This window comes from Bacillus cereus group sp. BfR-BA-01347 (genome assembly GCF_022663835.1).
Classification (GTDB): domain Bacteria; phylum Bacillota; class Bacilli; order Bacillales; family Bacillaceae_G; genus Bacillus_A; species Bacillus_A thuringiensis_K.
The window spans coordinates 16,133-38,051 of sequence record NZ_JAKUGG010000038.1 but is presented as its reverse complement, the minus strand read 5'-3'; the positions used below and the strand labels follow the sequence as shown (position 1 = coordinate 38,051).

Below are 21,919 nucleotides of genomic sequence, written 5' to 3'. Positions count from 1 at the left end.
GTTCATCCTGAGCCAGGATCAAACTCTCCAATAAAGTTAGTTTGTCTAGCATCTAAAATAAAAATTGACGTTTCACGTTGTTTGTTTCGTTCAGTTTTCAAAGAACTACTTCGTCGCTCGGAAGCGACTTTATCAATATAACATTTCGTTATATTTTCGTCAACAACTTTTTTCAATAAGTTGTTTTTCGTTTGTTTTGTTTGTTACCTTTCGTGGCAACGAATATAAATATACCAGTTTGATTATTAAAATGCAATAGTTTTTCTAATAAAATTTTTAACTTAGTAAAAAAGTATAAAAACAGCACATTTCTTCTATATAAATATAATTTCTCGCACTATCAAGATTTACTATACCCACGCAACTCATGCTCAAATAAAAAAAGCTTTGGAGAAATCTCCAAAGCTTAGTCTTGTTTATGGCGCATAGCAGGGAATAATAATACATCACGAATAGATGGTGCATTTGTTAATAACATAACTAGACGATCAATACCAATTCCTAATCCACCCGTAGGAGGCATACCGTACTCAAGAGCTTCAATATAATCATCATCCATCATATGAGCTTCGTCATTACCTTGTTCGCGCTCTTTTAATTGCGCTTCAAAACGTTCTTTTTGATCGATTGGATCATTTAATTCAGTGAATGCATTTGCATGTTCACGTGCAACGATAAATAATTCGAAACGATCTGTGAATCGTGGATCTTCATCATTCTTTTTCGCAAGCGGCGAGATTTCTACCGGATGACCGTAAATAAATGTTGGTTGGATTAATTTATCTTCTACTTTTTGTTCGAAGAATTCATTTATAATATGACCAACTTCCATTGTATCTTTAATTTCTACATTATGTTCTTTTGCAAGTTCACGCGCTTCTTCTACACTCATCGGATTCCAGAAATCAGCTCCAGAGTATTGCTTAATCGCATCTACCATATGAAGACGTGTCCATTCTGGTTCTAGATTAATTTCATAATCACCATACTGGATTGTTGTTGTACCCAGTACCTTTTTCGCGATATGAGCAACCATATCTTCTGTTAACTTCATAATATCTTTATAATCAGCGTATGCTTCATATAATTCAATCATCGTAAACTCAGGGTTATGACGAGTTGATACACCCTCATTACGGAATACACGGCCGATCTCATATACTTTTTCTAAACCACCCACAATAAGACGCTTTAAATGTAGCTCAATTGCGATACGCATATATAATTCCATATCTAACGCATTATGGTGTGTAGTGAAAGGACGCGCAGAAGCTCCACCTGCAATTGCATGCATCATAGGTGTTTCCACTTCAAGATAACCGTTGTCATCTAGGTATCTTCTCATCTCACGAATGATTTTACTACGAGTAACGAACGTTTCACGACTTTCCATACTTGTAATCAAGTCTAAGTAACGTTGACGGTAGCGTTGTTCAACATCTTTTAATCCATGGTATTTATCTGGTAATGGACGAAGAGATTTCGTTAATAGCGTAAAGCCTGTTGCTTTTACTGAAAGTTCTCCAACGTTTGTTTTGAACACTTTACCTTCAATACCTACTAAATCACCTAAATCTGCTGTTTTAAATAATTCGTACTCGTCATCTCCAACAGCATCTTTACGAACATAAATTTGAACTTGTCCATGTAAATCTTGAACGTGTGCAAATCCAGCTTTCCCTTTTCCGCGTTTTGTCATAATACGACCAGCGATAGAAACAGCGATTTCCTTCTCCTCTAATTCTTCCTTAGAGAACTCTCCATATAGACTCACTAAGTCAGTTGTTGAATTTGTGCGTTCAAATCTTTTACCGAACGGGTCAATTCCTTGTTCACGTAAATTATGTAGCTTTTCACGACGAACAATCAATTGGTCGTTTAATTCTTCGTGGTTCATGTTATCCATGATATTGATATCACTCCAGCTCTATTTAATTTTACAATATATACAGTATAGCATTTTCTACTCAACTAGAAAAACTGCCAGCAACTAACTGGCAGCTCTTCTTTCTTTCACGTAATTATAGGAAGTGTATAGAAGAATGTCAATCTCCTATGTCCATTATTAACCAACGTAAATTGTTTGTTGTTTCGCTTCCACTTCTTCTACAAATGTACCTAACACATTCGCAAGGTCTTCCCGTGTGTTACAAGCATTAATACCATTACGTACACTCGCATTACCACGAACACCTTTTAAATACCAAGCTGCATGTTTTCTCATCTCTCTTACAGCGACACTTTCATTCTTTAAGTCGATAAGACGATCTAGATGCAACATACATACATCAATTTTCTCGCGCACTGTTGGTTCCGGCATTAATTCACCCGTCTCCAAATACTTTACCGTACGATAAATCATCCACGGATCTCCAAGAGCAGCACGACCAATCATAACACCATCTACACCAATTTCATCAAGCATACGCTTTGCATCTTGCGGCGTTGCGACATCACCATTTCCGATAACCGGGATATTTACAGATTGTTTTACTTGTTTAATAATATCCCAATCCGCTTTTCCTTCATACATTTGCACTCGTGTACGTCCGTGAACCGCCACAGCTTGGCCACCAGCACGCTCAACAGCCCTAGCATTTTCTATTGCGAAAATATGTTCTTCATCCCAACCGATACGCATTTTAACTGTAACCGGCTTTTCAACAGCATCTACAACCGCTGCTACCATTTCATATATTTTATTCGGGTCTAAAAGCCACCTTGCCCCCGCATCACATTTAACGATTTTCGGCACTGGACAACCCATATTAATATCAATTATGTCTGCTGTCGTATATTTATCTACATATTTCGCAGCATCTACAAGAGTTTCTTTCTCTCCACCAAAAATTTGTAAACTTAATGGCTTTTCTCTCTCGTCGATATATAACATATCTAATGTTCTTTTATTATTAAGCAATATTGCCTTATCACTTACCATTTCAGCACAAACTAAGCCGGCACCAAATTCTTTTACTGTTAAACGGAATGCAGAGTTACACACTCCCGCCATCGGTGCTAGTACAACCGGATTTTTCATCTCGATATTTGCAATCTTTAACAATCAATCTACTCCTTCCTGTACAATCACTTTGGCATTAATTCCTCTATTGAAACATTTAATGCCTTGGCAACTTCTACTACAAAATCTTGAGAAGGCGATCTATTCCCTCTCTCAACCTCACCTAAAACAGATACAGATACCCCTAGTTCTTTAGCAAAACCTTCTTGTGTATAGCCTTTTAGCTTTCGAAAAGCACGAATGCGTCTTCCCCATTTTTCTGCTTCCATACCGTTACTCCCTCTCGCCTTTTCATTTCTTCTACTTGTGAACGTGAAATGTTTTGTTTTATGTCTTGATTAATCTCTAACAACGGAACGATAACAAAAGCTCTTTCAAACATCCGCGGATGCGGAACAATAAGATTCTCTGCTTCAATATTCTCTTGATTATAAAGTAAAATGTCAAGGTCGATAGTCCTCGGCCCCCACCTAATTTCCCTTTTTCTTCCTAGGTCATTTTCTACTTTTTGTGTTACTTTCAATAATTCTTGTGGTGATAAATTGGTAGAAATTTTTATAACTAAATTTAAAAAGCAACTTTGGTCAGTATAGCCAACTGGCTCAGTTTCATATACAGATGAAATATCATCAACCTGAATATAAGGATTTTTATTTAAAAACTGAATCGCTTCAGTTAGATACGTATAACGCTCTCCAATATTTGACCCTAATGCAATGTAAGCTATATTGTTCATGGACGTCCTCTCGTAATTTCTACTGCTACAGCACGATAATGACCCGGTATCGGTGGATCCGGCTTAATTACCTTAATTGTACAGCGCGAAATACTTTCATATTGTTTTAATATATCTGCAGCAATATTTTCAGCGATACTCTCCACAAGCTTATACTTTCTATCCTCAACAACTTTTCTACATAATTCGAAAAGCTCTCCATAATTGACCGAATGCTCTAAGTCATCACTTTCCCCTGCACACTTTAAATCCAACTCCACCGTTAAGTCAACTTTAAATCTCTGACCTAATTTATTCTCCTCTGGGAACACACCATGATAACCATAAAACTCCATATCATGGATATAAATTTTATCCAATTACCTTACCCCCTTACCAATCATTGCATCCATCATTTTAGCCATACGCGCCATTTCTTTCACATCATGGACACGAACAAACTCACAGCCCTTTTCAATACCAAGACAAACAGTAGCTCCCGTTCCCTCAAGGCGTTCCTCTACCGGCAAATCTAATACGTGCCCAATAAAGGACTTTCTCGAAGTACCTAAGAGAACCGGATAACCTAGCACATTTAACTGTTCTAAATTACGCATCGCCTCTAAGTTCTGCTCAGGTGTTTTAGCAAAACCGATACCTGGATCTAAAATAATATTCTCATCTCGCACACCAGCATTTTTAACAATTTTAATACTGTCATACAAATCAGCAATCATATCCGCCATTAAATTACGATAATTCATATTATCGCGGTTATGCATTAAAATGATGGGTACATCATAATGAGCTGCGACTTCAGCAATTTTTGGCTCCGCCTTCGCTCCCCAAATATCATTAATAATATGAGCACCAGCCTCAATTGCTTGCTTTGCAACTTCAGCTTTATATGTATCGATAGATATAGGCAATTTTACTTCTTTTGAAACTGCTTGAATCATCGGGACAACTCGCTTTATTTCTTCTTCTACTGATACTTTAGCAAAACCTGGGCGAGTAGATTCGCCACCAATATCAATAATATGAGCACCTTCACCTTGCATTTCTTTTGCGTGACGTACCGCAGCATCTACCTCGTTGTAACTCCCACCATCAGAAAACGAATCTGGTGTTACATTTAAAATTCCCATGATTAATGTTTTTTCATTTAAATTCAATGTATATTCGCCGCAGCGTAAATCATAATCCCACTTCAAACTACGCATCTCCTCTTCGTAATTCATTTCTGCTCCATAATTTCTCTCTTTGCATTCCATAAAGGTACATTAAACTTTTTGTAACCACTCCTACTTTACCCGGGAAATCCTGCGCTTCTATACGATAAAGCGGAACAATTTCTTGAATGGAGTTTGTTACGAAGACTTCATCCGCTGAAAGTAGCTCATCTTTTGTAAAGAAACCTTCCTTTACTTCTATATTTAATTGTTCAGCACTCTTTATAATAAACGCACGAGTGATACCATTTAAAATCCCTGTCTCTAACGAAGGCGTATATAAAACATCACCTTTCACAAAAAATAGATTCGAAACAATACCCTCTGCAACATAACCTGCTTCAGTAAGGAAAATACCTTCCTTACTCACAACATTTCCAATTTCACGCTTCCCTAAAATATTATTTAAATAGTGATGAGACTTCAGGCGAAATGTTCCTTCCGGTGTATTTCGCACTTGTTTTAGAATAACACCTTCTTTTTCCGCTACATCCCCCGGCGCTGTTAAAGGTTTTATAAAAACAATAACCGAAGGCTCTTCATACATTTCCGTTTGTAATCCTATTTCATCTATACCCGCTGATACATTAAAACGTACATATGCATGCTCCAATTCATTCTTAGCGAGTAATTTTTTTAAAATAAGCATCACATCATTTTTTGTCATTGTCCATTTAATTTGCAATGTATCCAGCGCTTCTATTAAACGATCATAATGATCATCCAATAAGAAAGGATGACCATTATAAATACGAAACGTTTCAAAAACTCCAAGACCATATAAATAACCATGATCATAAGGAGAAATTTTCGCTTCACTTGCTTCTACATACTGACCATTTACGTAAATTAACATAATGTTGCACTTGGCCTGTATTTACAAATGAAATTCTGTAACAACTCTTTCCCATGAGAAGTCATAATAGATTCCGGATGGAATTGCACACCCTCTATCGGCAATGTCTTATGACGAAGTGCCATAATTTCTCCTTCCTCTGTCCAAGATGTTATCTCTAAGCAATCGGGTAACGTTTCTTTCTTAACAATAAGGGAATGATAGCGCGTCGCAGTAAACGGATTAGGAATATCCGAAAAAATCGTCTTTCCATCATGATGCATAAGCGACGTTTTCCCATGCATTAATCGTTCTGCACGGACAACCTCTCCACCAAACACTTGTGCAATGGATTGATGCCCAAGACAAACTCCAAAAATCGGAATCTTTCCAGCAAAGTATTTAATAACTTCCATACTAATCCCCGCTTCATTAGGACTACATGGACCTGGAGAAATCATTAGAAAATCTGGTTTCATATTCTCAATATCTGAAATGGTCACTTCATCGTTACGTTTAACAACGAGCTCTTGTCCAAGTTCTCCAAGAAACTGCACTAAATTAAATGTAAAAGAATCATAATTATCAATCATTAATATCATTTCTCTCACCTAACCGTTTCTTCGCTACGTTCTTTTGCACGCCATAAAGCAATCGCCTTTTTTAACGACTCTTTATATTCATTTTCTGGATTTGAATCAATTACAATTCCCGCCCCTGCTTGTACATGAGCTTTTCCATCTTTAGCAAGAAGTGTTCTAATTACAATATTCAATTCTGTATCTCCAGAATAACCAATCCAACCGATTGAACCTGTATAAATCCCTCTTCGAACAGGTTCTAATTCCTCAATAATTTCCATCGTACGTATTTTCGGGGCACCAGTAATTGTTCCCCCAGGGAATACAGCCTTCACTAAATCAAAAGCATCTTTATCTTCTTCCACCTCACCACGCACATTAGAAACAATATGCATAACATGTGAGTATTTCTCAATTACCATAAATTCATCTACTTCTACAGTGCCATATTTACAAACACGTCCTAAATCATTTCTTTCTAAATCCACAAGCATTACATGCTCTGCTCTTTCTTTTTCGTTCTCAATTAATTCTCTTGCTAATTCTTCATCCTCTTGCTCATCCGCGCCTCTAGATCTCGTTCCAGCAATTGGTCTTGTACTTACTTCAGTTCCTTGTTTCTTAATTAACAACTCTGGCGATCCACTAACAATTTGAAAATCCCCAAGCTCCAGGTAACCCATATATGGAGATGGATTAATTTCACGAAGACTTGTATAAATTTCTAGTGGGTGCGTCTGTAACGTTCTTTCTTGTCTCGTCGACAAGTTTACTTGGAACACATCACCCGCCCCAATATATTCTTGAATACATTCAACTGCCTTCATAAAGCTGGCTTCAGTAAAAGCAACCGCTTCACTTTTCTTTTCAGGACTTTCAAAGGGCACTGTCACTTCAGGCGCTTCTGTCATCCAAAGACCCTTCCACTCATTTAGCCGTTCTTTTGCCTCTTCATATTTATCTGCATAATGCGTAATAATCCATAACACTTGTTCTTTTTGATCATAGACAAATACGTCATCAAATAATAAAAAGAAGATGTCAGGTATATTAATATCATCTTCCGCAAGAGAAGGCAGCTTTTCAATATAACGGATACAGTCATAACTGAAATAGCCAATTGCACCACCTTGAAAAGGCGGATACTCTGGGTTATAGTCCGTCTTCCATTGTTCCATATATTCTTGCATTAAATCTAACGGATTCCCTCGTTTTATTGTTTCCTTACCACTTTCACTTATATGTAACGTTTCATCCTTCCCTTGGATTACCGCTACTGGGTTCAGCCCTACAATGTTATAACGACCGCCACGGCCACTTTCTAACAAAATATGTTGCGATTTACCCTGAGAAAGAAATTTATATTGCTTAAAGAAATCTAACTGATATGGAATAGAAAGCGCTAAAGATTTTCTTCGTTGCATATCAACACCCCGTCTTCTTTTATCCCACCCTCTTAGATAAACCAGCTCAAACTACATAAGTTATTTATATAGAGATTGATTATACTCGAAGGCTAGTGAAAATAATTTAATTATACTACCTCTTATTTTACATGAAGTTTTCTAGTCATTCACTCTTTTCCTATTTCCAATCCCAAAAGAAAAAGCACCCTTTTTCAAGGATGCTTTTTCAATCGCATTTAATTATGATTCAAATTGATAAAGTGGTGTACTTAAATAACGTTCACCATTACTCGGGATAATAACAAGTACCTTTTTCCCTTTACCTAACTTTTTCGCAACTTCTGTTGCTGCATAAATAACCGCGCCTGAAGAGATACCAACTAAAATACCTTCCTCTTTAGCCACTCTTCTCGCATATTCAAATGCTTGCTCTGTTTTCACTTGAATAATTTCATCATATACTTCTACATCCAACGTCTCCGGAACAAATCCCGCCCCAATTCCTTGGATTTTATGTGGACCTGGTTTCCCACCAGATAATACTGGTGAATCTGCAGGTTCTACCGCATAAATTTTAATATCCTTATACGCTTCCTTCAGTACTTCACCAGCACCAGTGATCGTTCCACCTGTACCAATACCTGCAATAAACGCATCTAATTGGTCGCCCATTTGTTCAATAATTTCTGGACCCGTTGTTAAACGGTGAATTTCTGGATTCGATTGGTTTTTGAACTGTTGTGGTATAAAGTAGCCATGCTCTTTTGCTAATTCAGTCGCTTTACGAATTGCTCCACCCATTCCTTCAGGCCCTGGAGTCAATACTAATTCCGCACCGTAAGCACGTAATAAATTACGACGCTCAATACTCATTGTTTCTGGCATTACTAAGATTGCATTATATCCTTTAGCAGCCGCTACCATCGCTAAACCAATTCCTGTGTTACCACTTGTCGGCTCAATGATTGTATCGCCTTCTTTTAATAATCCCTTTTTTTCAGCATCTTCAATCATAGCTAATGCAATACGATCTTTAACGCTACTCCCCGGATTCATAAATTCTAATTTTAAGTATATATCTGCGCTGTCTGATTCTACGATGCGGTTCAACTTAACGATCGGCGTTTTCCCGATTAATTCTGAAACTGATTGTGCCACTCGCATTCCTGTCACTCCTAACACCGAGTATTTTTATTGGTTTTATCTATATTTAGATTTTGTCAGAAAATTCCCTTTTTGTCAATTCATTTGGAGGATTGCTCCTCTTAATTCCCTTATTACAAATTCTCGATTAAATTTGTAATATCTTCTTTAGAGAACTTGTATCGTTCATTACAGAAATGACAGTGAACTTCCGTCTCTTCCTCTTCTTCACGAACTTGCTCTAACTCTGTTTTACCTAAACTAATTAATACACTCTCAATACGCTCGCGTGAGCATGTACAATTAAATTGAACATCCATTGTTTCTAATACTTTTACTTTATCTTCTCCAAGAACTGCATATAGTAGCTCTTCCGGAGAAAGGCCTTGTTCAATCAACGTTGATACAGGCGGAATCTTTTGTAAACGGTCTTCAATAAATGAAATCGTTTCATCTTGCGCACCCGGCATAATTTGAAGGATAAATCCACCTGCCGCTAATATGCTATCATCTCCATTTACAAGAACACCAACACCTACAGAAGAAGGCGTTTGTTCAGAAACTGCAAAATAATACGTAAAGTCTTCTCCTAATTCTCCTGAAACGATTGGAGATTGACCAATAAACGGCTCACGCATTCCAATATCTTTAATTACAGTTACAAACCCCTCTGTACCTACCGCTTGATATACACGTAACTTCCCTTGTTCTGTTCCTTCAAAATCAACATGCGGATTCGTTACATAACCACGTACATCTCCATTTGCATGAGCATCTACTAAGATAGGGCCAATTGGACCGTTACCTTCTACCTTAATTGTTAACTTTTGCTCACCTTTTAACATTGCACCCATCATTGTACCCGCAGTTAAAGAACGCCCTAGTGCCGCTGAAGCTGTTCTCCATGTATCATGACGTCTTTGCGCCTCACTTACTGTATTTGTTGTACGCACACTATACGCACGCACTTCTCCATCAAACGCTAACGCTTTTACTAAATAATCTTTCATACGTATTTATTCACCTTTCTCATGCTGTAAATTTGCATTACGTTCATATAACATATACAAACCTTTTAACGTTAAAAACGGATCTACAATATCAATTACATTCGATTCTTCGGAAATTAATTTTGCCAATCCACCTGTTGCAATAACTTTAGGTTCTTGTCTAGCTTCTTCTTTCATACGCTTAACAATACCTTCCACTTGTCCAACATAACCATAAAGAATACCAGATTGCATCGCACTTACTGTATTTTTCCCAACAACACTGCTTGGTTTTGTAATTTCGATACGAGGAAGTTTTGCTGCTCTGCTATATAAAGCCTCTGCTGAAATCATAATTCCTGGTGTAATAACTCCACCCATATAATGCTTTTCTTCGTTAATATAACAATATGTAGTAGCCGTACCAAAATCAACGATAATAAGCGGACTTCCATATAAGTGGATTCCTGCTACTGCATTTACAATTCGGTCTGCGCCTACTTCACGCGGATTTTCATATTTAATATTTAGTCCTGTTTTTATCCCAGGCCCTACTACAAGCGGTTTAATTTTAAAATATTTTTCACACATGCGCTCTAAAGCAAACATAATTGGTGGTACAACTGAAGACACAATAATACCTTTCACATCTTCAAACGAAAGACCCTCATGCTCAAGCAATTGCTTTACAAGCATTCCATATTCATCTTCTGTCTTATGACGATCTGTTTCCATGCGCCAATGCTGACGAAGTTCCCCCTCTTCAAACACACCTAGTACAGCATTTGTGTTCCCTACATCCAATACAAAAATCATATTCTCACCACTTATCTTATTTAATCTATATTTGTGCAGTATGTATAAAACTTATAAAAACATCATATCACACATACTTATATAATCAGCTTTCCTATCCTCATCATTTTACAAAAAGATTGCTCTCTATTTCAATTTTTAATACTAGTTTTACTTAAATTACTTTATCCACTAAGTTCTCAATAGTAATTAACAAAGGTTTTAACAAACAAAAAAGGAGTGACGATAGTCACTCCTTCTTTTCTTACTTATCTTCTTTATCTTCATCGTCTTTCTTCATGTTGATGTTTACTTTCACATCATCTGAAGATGTTGGACGTTCTGGCAATCTGCCGTAATCACATAAATGATTGATTTGCTCTGCATCTAACGTTTCTACTTCAAGTAACGTTTGCGCGATAATATCTAGTTTATCACGGTTTTCAGTAAGAATTTGTTTTGCACGAGCATAACATTCTTTCATAATTGATTGCATTTCCATATCGATTTCATGTGCAATCGCATCACTATAGTTTTGTTCTGAGTGGAAGTCTCTTCCTAAGAACACTTGACCACCTTGCGAGCTACCAAATTGCATCGGTCCAAGTTTGTCACTCATACCAAATTCCGTAACCATGCGTCTTGCAATACCAGTCGCACGTTGGAAGTCATTATGAGCACCTGTACTCACTTCACCAAATACAATCTCCTCAGCTACTCGGCCACCAAGTAAACCAGTGATTTTATCAAGTAACTCTGGCTTTGTCATGAAGTAACGATCTTCTTTCGGAAGCATTACCGCATATCCACCAGCCTGACCACGAGGGACAATTGTTACTTTATGAACGACATCAGCTTCATCGAGAACAACACCAATTACAGTATGACCTGCTTCATGGAAAGCAACGATATTACGTTCTTTTTCAGAGATAACACGACTTTTCTTAGCTGGACCTGCAATAACACGATCCGTCGCTTCATCGATATCACTCATATCAATTTTCTTCTTATCTTGACGTGCAGCTACTAAAGCAGCTTCGTTTAATAAGTTTTCAAGATCCGCACCAGAGAATCCTGGTGTACGAGTCGCAATCGCTCTTAAATTAATATGCTCATCAAGTGGTTTATTACGCGCATGTACTTTCAATACAGCTTCACGGCCATTTACATCTGGACGATCTACTGTAATTTGACGGTCAAAACGACCTGGACGTAATAACGCTGGGTCAAGAATGTCTGGACGGTTTGTCGCAGCAACGATAATAATACCTTCGTTTGCACCGAATCCATCCATTTCAACAAGTAATTGGTTCAATGTTTGCTCACGCTCATCATGACCACCACCAAGACCTGCGCCACGTTGACGACCTACTGCATCAATTTCATCAATGAAAATGATACAAGGAGCATTTTTCTTTGCATTTTCAAATAAATCACGTACACGTGATGCACCGACACCGACAAACATCTCTACGAAGTCAGAACCACTGATAGAGAAGAATGGAACGCCAGCCTCACCTGCAACAGCACGCGCTAATAAAGTTTTACCTGTACCTGGAGGTCCAACTAATAGGACACCCTTTGGAATACGAGCACCAACTTCAGAGAACTTACGAGGGTCTTTCAAGAATTCAACTACCTCAACAAGTTCTTGTTTCTCTTCATCCGCTCCAGCAACATCTCTGAAACGAACTTTTTTCTTTTCATCATTATATAACTTCGCCTTACTTTTCCCGAAGTTCATAACACGGCTACCGCCGCCTTGAGCTTGGTTTAATAAGAAGAAGAATAAAATGAAGATGATGACAAATGGAATGATTGAAGTAAAGAATGTTACCCAAGCACTTGTTTCTTCTGCTGGTTGATACTTAACTTCGGCACCTTTCGCTTTATCATTAATTTTCTTTTGTAATTCCTCAGTATTTGGTGCATAAGTAACAAATTGTTCTCCTTGGCTAGAGTTATTAAATTGTCCTTTTACCTCAAATACACCATTTTTCGGTTGAAGTTGCACATTACGCACTTCACCGCTTTCTAGTTTAGTAATGAATTTGTCGTAGCTAACTGATGTCGTTTTTTGTGTCGAACCATTAAAATAGCTCACGATTCCAATTACTACTAAGAATATCAGTAAATAAAAGATGGTATTACGGAAGATACGATTCATTCCTAACCTCCTCTCACGGCATAAACACTATAGTAAATCGTAACATAGAAAAACTTTCCTATACAATTGTGAAGCCTATATTTAATTAATTTGAGTAAACGCTTGGTTTTAATACGCCTACATAAGGAAGATTACGGTACTGCTCTTTATAATCTAATCCATATCCTACTACAAATTCATGTGGAACAGTAAATCCAACATAATCCGCTTTCAGATCAACCTTACGGCCTGTTGGCTTATCTAATAATGTAACAATTTTTACAGACTTCGCTTTACGATATTTGAATAAGTCTACTAAGTAGCTTAGTGTAAGACCACTATCAATAATATCTTCGACGATTAAAATATCGCGACCTTCTACAGAAGTGTCAAGATCTTTTAAAATTTTCACTTCGCCTGTTGAAACTGTAGAGTGACCGTAACTAGATACAGCCATAAAATCCATTTCAAGATATGTATCTGTTCTCTTTAATAAATCTGCCATGAATGGCATTGCGCCTTTTAATACACCAATTGCAAGAGGTACTGTGTTTTTATAATCCTCTGCAACAATTGCACCTAGTTCGCGCACCTTTTCTTGTATTTGCTCTTCAGAAATTAATACTTTTTCGATATCTTGATTCATCATTTCATTATCCTCCCGGAAGACTCCTTGCTTTTGTAGTGAATAATCATATATTTATCCTTCTTTGCCATCTCTTTCGAAATTGCAAATGCAGATCGCTTCAACAAGGGTACCCAAATAATGGTCCCACTTGCATCACAAACGACCGGCCATTCTTCTCTTTTTTCTTTCGGTACTTTTGCTTCGATAAAAATAGCTTTTATCTTTTTCGTGCCATTCATACCTTGTATTGACATGCGATCTCCATTTTCCCTAGAACGAATACGAAGTGGATATGATATATCATTATACTTAGCAACAAATACTGTTTCATTCATGTTACTTGGTATATCTTCGCTCACCTCTGTTACAAATTCATCCCCGTTCAATAGCGTAATGGTCCCGGGTACTGATAAATCTTGTAAAAAAGGAGAAACAATTTCTTGTTTAAATCTAAAGCTACACTCCTCGTATGTACGAACAATTTTCAAATCACCCGGAAAATCAAGTGAACCTGAAGGTTGTGTCCGCTTAAAAAACTCAATCACCTTGTCAATATGTATGGAAGAAAGAGAAGATGGAATCTTATATTCATAAAGATAGTTTAATATTAGTTGAATCCCTCTTCTTTGTAAAGGCATAGACATGGATTCAAAGGCAGGAATTGATAAGCTAATTTGTTTATCACTTTTTTTTGTAATTACTTTATTCATTTTCTCAAAAGCTAATTCCTGCAAATAAGCCTCATCCTCTTGCATCTGCACGCTAAATTTTTGGAATTTCTCATGCACTTGTGGATTTTCTTCTTTCAAATGAGGAAGAACATATTTACGTAATCGATTCCTTGTATATACTTCCTTTTTATTACTCGGATCTATACGTGGCATTAAATTTAGCTTATTACAGTAATCAACAATTTCTTCCTTTGTTACGCCAAGTAACGGCCTAATTAAATATCCATTATGAAAAGGACGCTTCACTGCAATTCCTGCATATCCTTTCGGAGTACTCCCTCTTACGAGACGCATTAAAATTGTCTCGACTTGATCATCTCCATGATGTCCAAGAGCAACATATCTTGCATCATATTTCTTCATTATTCTTTCCAAAAATGCATATCTGCATTCTCTAGCAGCAACCTGTGCATTCATTCCGTATTGCTGTTGATATTGTGATACATTAATCCTTATCGTTTCACAAATAATTCCCAGTTCTTCACAAAGGCCCTGCACAAATTGTAAATCCTCATAAGATTCATCACCTCTAAACATATGATCCACATGAGCAACTACAATTTTCAACTGTTTTTCCGCCCTTTTTTCTAATAAATAATATAAAAGCGCTAACGAGTCAGGACCACCAGAAACTCCCACAACAATTGTTGAATCATTCTTTAATACATCATGCTGCTTTACAAAGTCATCTACTTTTTCAACAAATGTATCTTTCAACTTCGCAATCACCTTTCATTAAACAAGAACAGCAACCTTAGTCGCCTTGTCTACAATGGTACAACTTTTACAAACATTGTGCAAAAAAAAGATATACAAAAATTACATTTTTATCTTACATCCTCCGTGTATATTCACAAAATTAATAACATTACCTTTTTCCACAAAAAAACCTAGGTATACACCTAGGTTTTTAAAATCAAATTATAGATAAACATTCCACTTACATTTTACTGCGCCTGCATTCCTACAATCGGAATCGTAGCCCACTTCGGCATATTTTTCTTCACTTTTGCCACTACAATAGTCATATCATCATTTATATAACCGTCACAAGAGCGAATCACTTCTTCCATAATGATATCAGCAATTTCTTGCGGGTCTTCGGTTTGCAATTCTTTAATTTTTCGTTTCATCCACAATTCATGATTCTCCACATGCTGCGCTCCTTCAAAAATCCCATCGCTCATCATAATAAGAATATCGCCCGTTTTTAATTGTTCACCCACCACATCAACTTCAACATCTTCGATGATTCCCATCGGTAAATTACTTGCTTCAATTTTCAAAATATTATTTGCACGTTTAACAAAACTCGGCGTCGATCCAATCTTTAAAAACCTTGCACTCGCATCCCGCAAATCTACCATAGCTAAATCTAATGTCGTAAACATTTCTTCTGTCGTTCTCAAAGAAAGAATTGAATTGATAGACTTAATTGCTATTTCTTCATCAATGCCTGATTGGAGTATTTTTTGTAATAATTTCACCGTTTCCTTACTTTCCATATGAGCTCTTTGCCCATTACCCATACCATCACTAATTGCAAGTGCATATTTACCAACACTTAAATCCATCATCGCATAAGAGTCACCCGAAACAAATCCACCGCCTTTTGCAGCTGTAGCCAATCCTGTATCAAGAGAATACGTCTTTGCCGAACCAAATGATATTAAACTATGGCCATTTGGATAAGAAGACTTTTCTTCATGTTTAACGACAATATTTTCTTTAAGGATATCCGAAAGCATCGGTGCAACTAATTTTTCACACTCACCATGTTCATTAGATGCAACTGGAATTAACATTTCAATATCAATACTTCCTCTATCTAAACAATAAATATCAACATGCTCTACTTCGACACCAAAATCACGGAACGCTTGCATAATCTGTTCTTCCTGCACTTGATGATTTTCACGCTCTCGTTGTATCTCCTTAGCAAAATCCTCCATAACCTTTGATACACCTAATAGTTGCTCGGCTACTATTCTACGATTTTCCTTCATTTGTTTTCGTAATTTTTGACCCTCATAGAAGTGATCTAATTCACCTGCTACTAAATCCGTCACTTTTTTCCCTCTCACACAATGCTTGTCCCACTCACGAACTAATTTACGATTATGTTGCAGGGTTCCTTCTTCCGTTTCATTCATTATTTGTTTCATATAATCGTACGTTTTATCAAAATTCACTACCCAGCATTGATCCTTTTTAAAGCATGTTTGACATGTTTTCGCAGTAATTGTACTCAAAAACAAATCTGCTTCTGTCTCTTTATCTTCTTCCTCTACATACCCATATACAGAAAAGCTATTAGATAAAGCAGCAAATACATTTGCAAATTGGTTGATTTTATTTGCTGTAACATCACGCATCCTTCTTAAATATTGTTGTTGATCTTGCGAATGCTCTTGTGTACCTGGCATAAATTTAGCAATACGATCCAAAACAAGCTGCGGTGTTAATAAGAAGATAACAATCGCTACACCTGACTCAATTAAAGTTGTTACAATATTTGTCTGTTTGTCTACATATAATGTAATTAAGCTTGTCCCAATTAATAAACCTAAACTAACACCTAAACGCTTCCCTTCTTTTAACAATCCACCAAGCAATCCAGAAAAAGCAAGAAGGCTAAGCTGAGACAAGCTAGACACATTTGCTAAACTTAATATTAGTCCTGTTACAACCCCCACTGTAGATCCTGTGGCAGCACCCGCAATAAATGCAAATACTAGCACTAAATACCTTGTAAAAATATGTTGAATAGAAGCATCATATACAAACCAATCTGTTGTACCTGTTAAAACAGATGCTAGTAATATAATCAAACAAACAATTTCTTCCGTCTCTAATGCCTGTTGTTTTCCTTTCCTTTCCACTAAAAGCGGGACACTTTGTAAAAATATCATAGTTAATACGAAACTAAGTCCAGCCTCGATAGTACTAACGAGTAAATCGTACATGGTGACAGTTTGTTGCGCAAAATATACAACAACTAAGTGTGCTGTTAATGCGGAGATAAATACTTGAAATGGAACAAGTCCAACAGTTTTACGTGTAAATCGACTAAAGAAGATATTATAAATGAAGAAGGTAAAGATGGATGCAAAGGTAAAAAACAAATTATCTATCGATACTGAAAGAGCTCCTCCCATTAGAGCTAAAAATGCTAGCGGCATCTTATCCCGCTTCATAACATAAACAGCAGCAAAAAATGGCAGTGCAAACGGTAAAATATTTGTTAATATATATGCTCGTCCCAAAAGAAAACCAATAACAACAATAATAAATCCCCATCTAAAGAAAACTTGCTCAAATTTCATTCGCAACTTACTCGTCCACTTTATTCCTCCAAGCTGACTCTCATTCATTGCCAATGCACTTGTATTCATAGTATTCCTTCCTGCTTTAGGCATATTTTTAACACCACCTGCATAGTTTAATTACTGTCATTATAAAAGACGATTGTTGGTTTTTTTGTCAAAACAACAGTTTTCACTTTTATAATCGTTCGACTTTTTATTCGAAATAACTCTACAGATATACACGGTATGTAAGTTATTTTTGATATTTTAATTAAATATTCAGAAAATATAGGGTGATTTTGTAGAAGTGTTGTATATCTTAATTTATTTAACAAAAAAAGATCATGCAAATTTGCATGATCTTTTTTGATGACCCGTACGGGATTCGAACCCGTGTTACCGCCGTGAAAGGGCGGTGTCTTAACCACTTGACCAACGGGCCGTTAAATTAAATATAGCGGCGGAGGGGATCGAACCCCCGACCTCACGGGTATGAACCGTACGCTCTAGCCAGCTGAGCTACACCGCCATGTCGTCTTATTTAACGGACAATTAGTATCTTACATCAGATACTAATTAAAGTCAACACATCTCAAAAACTTTTTTAAAAATATATTTTTACATATAAAAAAGCACCCTGAGCCATCACCCTGGGTACCTCTCTATATGTTAAAAACTAAACGTTCTTATTATCCGCGACGCGCGCCACGGCCACCACGTTTAGACTCTGTGTTACGCTTTAAAGAAGTTAAGCGATCTTCGCTATCTTTTAAGAAGCGTGCCATCTTTTGCTCAAATGTTTCTTTCGGAGCTCGGTCGTTACCGCCACCGCGATTATCTCTGTTGAAAGAGCGATTATTACGTTGTGGACGTCCAGAACGTTGTTGATCACCACCGCGTTGGTATTCACCGCGTGGACGATCTCCTTCTGTTTTTTCACGTTCTTTCGCTTTTTTGATAGATAAACCAATCTTTCCATCTTTTTCAACATTAATAACTTTTACTTCTACTTGGTCGCCCACTTTTAAGTGATCGTTAATATCTTTTACATAGTTATCAGCAACTTCACTAATATGAACAAGACCCGTTAAGCCCTCTGGCAGCTCCACAAAAGCCCCAAAATTTGTAATACCTGTTACTTTACCCTGTAACTTGCTGCCTACCTCGATTGACATAAAAAAAATGCTCCTCCTTAGTGGTTAAAAAGTCAAATTTTACTTTATTATATATAATCCTAAAATATAGTGTCAATAAGACATACTCTACTTAGAAACAGGAAAAATTATCTCCCCTTTACCAGAGAAGAAATAATCCCTTCTAGCAATCTTTAATACGTACTCTTCATCATTTAACTTTTGAACTTCGTCTTTTAGACTTTTTTCTTTATTCGTTAATGAATCCAGTTCTTTTTTCATGTCCTTAACTTTTGCTTCTTTTGCTTTAATGGAACTGTTTTGTTGATAAAACGTTACACTAATACTCGCAATAATTGTAAAAGTAAAGACAAGAAAAACCGCTAAACGGCGATAAAGTCGCTTCCTGTTCTCATCCGTTTGTATTATATGCTCTTTAACAGGATTTGGACTCTGTTTTTCGATTGTTCTTTGTCTCAGTTCCCTCATTTCCGAGGTCCCCCTAACTTCTTTTTTATACGCTCCCATAATTGGAAGATATGTCCCTTCAATTTTGCTATATATTGCAGGAACCCTATATGTTTCACTATAAAAAGTTTAACACGATTAGGGAGAAGTTTCCATATGAGCGAAGCAATAAATCGAACAGGCCAGAAAAAAACTTTCCATATGAAAAGTAATATCCAAATCACCATTTTCCATAACACATGTCCAATTGAAAGCAGTATACGAAATAAGAATAATATAAATGCAATAAATAGCTGCGCTATAATAATAACAGGTTTTATCATGAGTAGCTGTATAATTCGAACAAAAAAATATGTTGTTTGCATAAAAATATAGATGAGAAAATTTAACAGCTTCATGTATAGTGCCTTCAGTAAGCTTTGATATGCCGCAAAACCACATAATAATGCCAAAAACACATATATACGTAGCTCAGCTTCATTTACGAGAAGCAATACATAAAAGACGAATAATGCTTGGACAATCCAAAATAATATATCATGTATAAATACAAGCCAACGTTTACGTTCTTGGCGCTTTAAAAAACGTTGATATGTATCTAAAGACGCTCCAATCCAAGCACCCATTCCAATCATTGAAAGCATTGTATACAACTGAATTGTTAAGCTCATTTAAACAACTTACTAAAGAAACCTTTAGTTTTTTCCCCTTGATTTTCATCAATATACAGCATCTCATTAACTTTCCCTTTAATCGACACAATACCTTTTTCCACATCTAAATTTTTCATTTGTAAATTTTGACCACGAATCGTTAAAAAACCCATTACGGTCTCTAGTAAAAACTCTTCGCTATCAAAACTCTCTACCTGCTTTACACCGGTAATATCAATTATACGCCTGCCACGCATAATAATGTCATGCTCTACAGAAACATTTTGTTGATTAGAAGACGTAGGTGAGTAACCATTATTCACGTAAATCCCCCCATAGGTTTTTACTAGCTAATAGTAATGTATGAGGGGATAAATGATTTTAGAACAAGCCTTCTTCCGCTTTTACTTTTTCTTCACGAACTAAGCTATACATATTTGCTGCATCTTCTTTTTTAGTTGTTTCTTTTAATTCATTTATTTTCACAGTCACTATTTTTTGACCAAAACGAATTGTTAATTCGTCAGCTACTTTCACATCAGAACTCGCTTTTGCCACCTGACCATTAATAGATATTCTTCCTTGATCAGCTACTTCTTTCGCTAATGTTCTTCTTTTAATTAAACGTGATACTTTTAAAAACTTATCTAGACGCATATCAAATCCCCCTATTAACGCTCTGTCTGTTTCGCTTCTTCCCATAAAACATCTAACTGTTCTAATGATAAATCTTTCATCTCTTTATTCATTTCAGCTACTTTTGCCTCCATGTATAAAAAACGACCAGTAAATTTCTCATTAGTTGAACGTAACGCCTCTTCTGGATCTATTTTGTAATGACGAGCTATATTAACAAATGCAAAGAGTAAATCACCAAACTCACCTAGCATCTTTTCCTCATCCATATTTGTAACTTCTTGTTGGAACTCTTGCCATTCTTCCAAGGCTTTCTCTATCATCGGTTGCACATCAACCCAATCAAATCCAACCTTACCAGCTTTCTTCTGAATTTCATAGGCGCGTAGTAACTGCGGCAAACTTTTTGGAACGCCATTTAAAACAGATTCTTTCACGAATCCTTTTTCTTGTTTTTTAATCTCTTCCCAATTTGCAATCACTTCATCAGCGCTGTTTACATCCGTATTTCCAAACACATGCGGATGGCGACGAACCATTTTCTCAGATAGAGTTCGAATGATATCATCTATAGAGAACCAACCTTCATCTTCTCCGATTTGAGCATGAAGCATAACTTGTAATAATATATCACCTAATTCTTCTACTAAGTGATCATCATCCTCTTCATCGATTGCTTCCAACACTTCATAAGCTTCCTCAATTAAATATTTCTTTAATGATTGATGTGTTTGCTTTTTATCCCACGGACAACCATTTGGACCACGAAGTTCCGCAATAATTTCTCTAAGAACATCAAACTGTTGATACAAGGACGCACGCTCCTGAACTGGCGGCACGTACACACTCGTTAAATTATTCAATTCCGTTTCATGATCTAACATGTACAACGGTACCTTCTTTACTTGTTCAAATGAAGTTCCTGCAGCTGTTACGATATACACTTCATAATCATCTGGTAACATCTCCATTAATGTTAATTTCACATCAGATGCAACGAATGCATCATATACTTGGCAAAAGATTAAATGTTGACGCAGTTCTAATTGCCCTCTTTCAAATGATGTAGCATCAAGTAATTGGAATCCTTCAATCGGATCAATCTTTAGACTTGCAAACATAGGATCAAGGAAACTTTGTCCACCCTCAATTCGCACTTCAACATTTGAAACTTCTCCTTTTTCCAACAGTAGCTGAACTGTTCTTTCTGCTACAAGTGGATGCCCGGGAACAGCATAGATAATTTCTGTACCTTCAGCTTGTTCTAGCAATTTATTCGCAATTGTTTCATATACAATTTCAAACGTATCATGTGCTTCATATACAGCATCAAAAGACGTATATTGTACGCCTTCTTTCTCCAATTCTTCTATAACTGGATGTTCTTTCGTTCTAACAAACAGATGGTCTGCTTCTTTTATTTTTCGATATACACCCATCGTTAGCTGATCTAATTCACCAGCTCCTAAACCTAAAATAGTAATGATTCCACTCACAA

22 protein-coding genes and 2 tRNA genes are annotated in these 21,919 nt (G+C 36.6%); all 24 read right to left on the bottom strand.

All coding sequences use genetic code 11. From position 1 onward, the window contains the following. Positions 1-406: 406 nt before the first annotated feature. Complete coding sequence (gene lysS / locus MR143_RS30815) at positions 407-1,906, bottom strand: lysine--tRNA ligase (protein WP_000369668.1); 1,500 nt, start codon at positions 1,904-1,906, stop codon at positions 407-409. A gap of 159 nt (positions 1,907-2,065) precedes the next feature. Next, positions 2,066-3,064 (bottom strand): tRNA dihydrouridine synthase DusB, encoded by a 999-nt coding sequence (dusB, locus tag MR143_RS30810; protein WP_000912251.1) that lies wholly within the window; start codon positions 3,062-3,064, stop codon positions 2,066-2,068. 23 nt (positions 3,065-3,087) lie between these two features. Further along, on the bottom strand, positions 3,088-3,291 hold the full coding sequence (locus tag MR143_RS30805) for a helix-turn-helix domain-containing protein (protein WP_000387031.1): 204 nt from the start codon (positions 3,289-3,291) through the stop codon (positions 3,088-3,090). Beyond that, positions 3,243-3,758 carry a 2-amino-4-hydroxy-6-hydroxymethyldihydropteridine diphosphokinase gene (gene folK, locus MR143_RS30800; protein ID WP_001059450.1) on the bottom strand — a complete coding sequence of 172 codons (516 nt, stop codon included), beginning with the start codon at positions 3,756-3,758 and terminating at the stop codon, positions 3,243-3,245. The genes MR143_RS30805 and folK overlap by 49 nt, the downstream gene beginning before the upstream one ends. Next, entirely contained in the window at positions 3,755-4,117 is a 363-nt protein-coding gene (gene folB, locus MR143_RS30795) for a dihydroneopterin aldolase (RefSeq protein ID WP_000358055.1), read from the bottom strand. The genes folK and folB overlap by 4 nt, the downstream gene beginning before the upstream one ends. After that, a complete protein-coding gene (folP, locus tag MR143_RS30790) occupies positions 4,118-4,978 on the bottom strand; it encodes a dihydropteroate synthase (RefSeq protein ID WP_002164271.1) in 861 nt (286 codons plus the stop codon). After that, the gene (pabC, locus tag MR143_RS30785; RefSeq protein ID WP_000909874.1) at positions 4,953-5,825 is read right to left on the bottom strand and encodes an aminodeoxychorismate lyase; all 873 of its coding nucleotides are present in this window, start codon (positions 5,823-5,825) and stop codon (positions 4,953-4,955) included. The genes folP and pabC overlap by 26 nt, the downstream gene beginning before the upstream one ends. Continuing rightward, positions 5,819-6,406, bottom strand: coding sequence for an aminodeoxychorismate/anthranilate synthase component II (gene pabA / locus MR143_RS30780; protein WP_000602295.1), 588 nt, complete (start codon positions 6,404-6,406; stop codon positions 5,819-5,821). The genes pabC and pabA overlap by 7 nt, the downstream gene beginning before the upstream one ends. Before the next feature lie 5 nt (positions 6,407-6,411). Then, on the bottom strand, positions 6,412-7,809 hold the full coding sequence (pabB, locus tag MR143_RS30775; RefSeq protein WP_074594804.1) for an aminodeoxychorismate synthase component I: 1,398 nt from the start codon (positions 7,807-7,809) through the stop codon (positions 6,412-6,414). A gap of 222 nt (positions 7,810-8,031) precedes the next feature. After that, positions 8,032-8,955 (bottom strand): cysteine synthase A, encoded by a 924-nt coding sequence (gene cysK / locus MR143_RS30770; RefSeq protein WP_001261712.1) that lies wholly within the window; start codon positions 8,953-8,955, stop codon positions 8,032-8,034. Positions 8,956-9,068: 113 nt separating this feature from the next. Continuing rightward, on the bottom strand, positions 9,069-9,944 hold the full coding sequence (hslO, locus tag MR143_RS30765; protein WP_000656372.1) for a redox-regulated molecular chaperone HslO: 876 nt from the start codon (positions 9,942-9,944) through the stop codon (positions 9,069-9,071). A gap of 6 nt (positions 9,945-9,950) precedes the next feature. After that, positions 9,951-10,739, bottom strand: a complete 789-nt coding sequence (locus MR143_RS30760) for a type III pantothenate kinase (protein ID WP_000578368.1) — start codon at positions 10,737-10,739, stop codon at positions 9,951-9,953. A gap of 244 nt (positions 10,740-10,983) precedes the next feature. Further along, the gene (gene ftsH, locus MR143_RS30755; RefSeq protein WP_001079674.1) at positions 10,984-12,885 is read right to left on the bottom strand and encodes an ATP-dependent zinc metalloprotease FtsH; all 1,902 of its coding nucleotides are present in this window, start codon (positions 12,883-12,885) and stop codon (positions 10,984-10,986) included. 85 nt (positions 12,886-12,970) lie between these two features. After that, positions 12,971-13,513 (bottom strand): hypoxanthine phosphoribosyltransferase, encoded by a 543-nt coding sequence (hpt, locus tag MR143_RS30750; protein ID WP_000981844.1) that lies wholly within the window; start codon positions 13,511-13,513, stop codon positions 12,971-12,973. Further along, on the bottom strand, positions 13,510-14,940 hold the full coding sequence (gene tilS, locus MR143_RS30745; protein ID WP_000655468.1) for a tRNA lysidine(34) synthetase TilS: 1,431 nt from the start codon (positions 14,938-14,940) through the stop codon (positions 13,510-13,512). The genes hpt and tilS overlap by 4 nt, the downstream gene beginning before the upstream one ends. A gap of 230 nt (positions 14,941-15,170) precedes the next feature. Further along, complete coding sequence (gene spoIIE, locus MR143_RS30740) at positions 15,171-17,642, bottom strand: stage II sporulation protein E (protein WP_001123553.1); 2,472 nt, start codon at positions 17,640-17,642, stop codon at positions 15,171-15,173. A 259-nt stretch (positions 17,643-17,901) separates the two neighbouring features. Further along, positions 17,902-17,973: transfer RNA gene (locus tag MR143_RS30735), tRNA-Glu, on the bottom strand. A gap of 13 nt (positions 17,974-17,986) precedes the next feature. Beyond that, positions 17,987-18,060: transfer RNA gene (locus tag MR143_RS30730), tRNA-Met, on the bottom strand. A 160-nt stretch (positions 18,061-18,220) separates the two neighbouring features. After that, the gene (locus tag MR143_RS30725; protein ID WP_000021451.1) at positions 18,221-18,706 is read right to left on the bottom strand and encodes a S1 domain-containing RNA-binding protein; all 486 of its coding nucleotides are present in this window, start codon (positions 18,704-18,706) and stop codon (positions 18,221-18,223) included. Between the two features lie 87 nt (positions 18,707-18,793). Beyond that, entirely contained in the window at positions 18,794-19,153 is a 360-nt protein-coding gene (gene divIC, locus MR143_RS30720) for a cell division protein DivIC (protein WP_001208739.1), read from the bottom strand. Beyond that, entirely contained in the window at positions 19,150-19,803 is a 654-nt protein-coding gene (gene yabQ, locus MR143_RS30715; protein ID WP_000059773.1) for a spore cortex biosynthesis protein YabQ, read from the bottom strand. The genes divIC and yabQ overlap by 4 nt, the downstream gene beginning before the upstream one ends. Continuing rightward, positions 19,800-20,108 carry a sporulation protein YabP gene (yabP, locus tag MR143_RS30710; RefSeq protein WP_001059104.1) on the bottom strand — a complete coding sequence of 103 codons (309 nt, stop codon included), beginning with the start codon at positions 20,106-20,108 and terminating at the stop codon, positions 19,800-19,802. Before yabP ends, yabQ begins: the two co-directional genes overlap by 4 nt. 58 nt (positions 20,109-20,166) lie before the next feature. Further along, positions 20,167-20,442, bottom strand: coding sequence for an RNA-binding S4 domain-containing protein (locus MR143_RS30705; RefSeq protein WP_001234876.1), 276 nt, complete (start codon positions 20,440-20,442; stop codon positions 20,167-20,169). Between the two features lie 14 nt (positions 20,443-20,456). Continuing rightward, positions 20,457-21,917 carry a bifunctional methyltransferase/pyrophosphohydrolase YabN gene (gene yabN / locus MR143_RS30700; RefSeq protein WP_000014239.1) on the bottom strand — a complete coding sequence of 487 codons (1,461 nt, stop codon included), beginning with the start codon at positions 21,915-21,917 and terminating at the stop codon, positions 20,457-20,459. Positions 21,918-21,919: the final 2 nt, after the last annotated feature.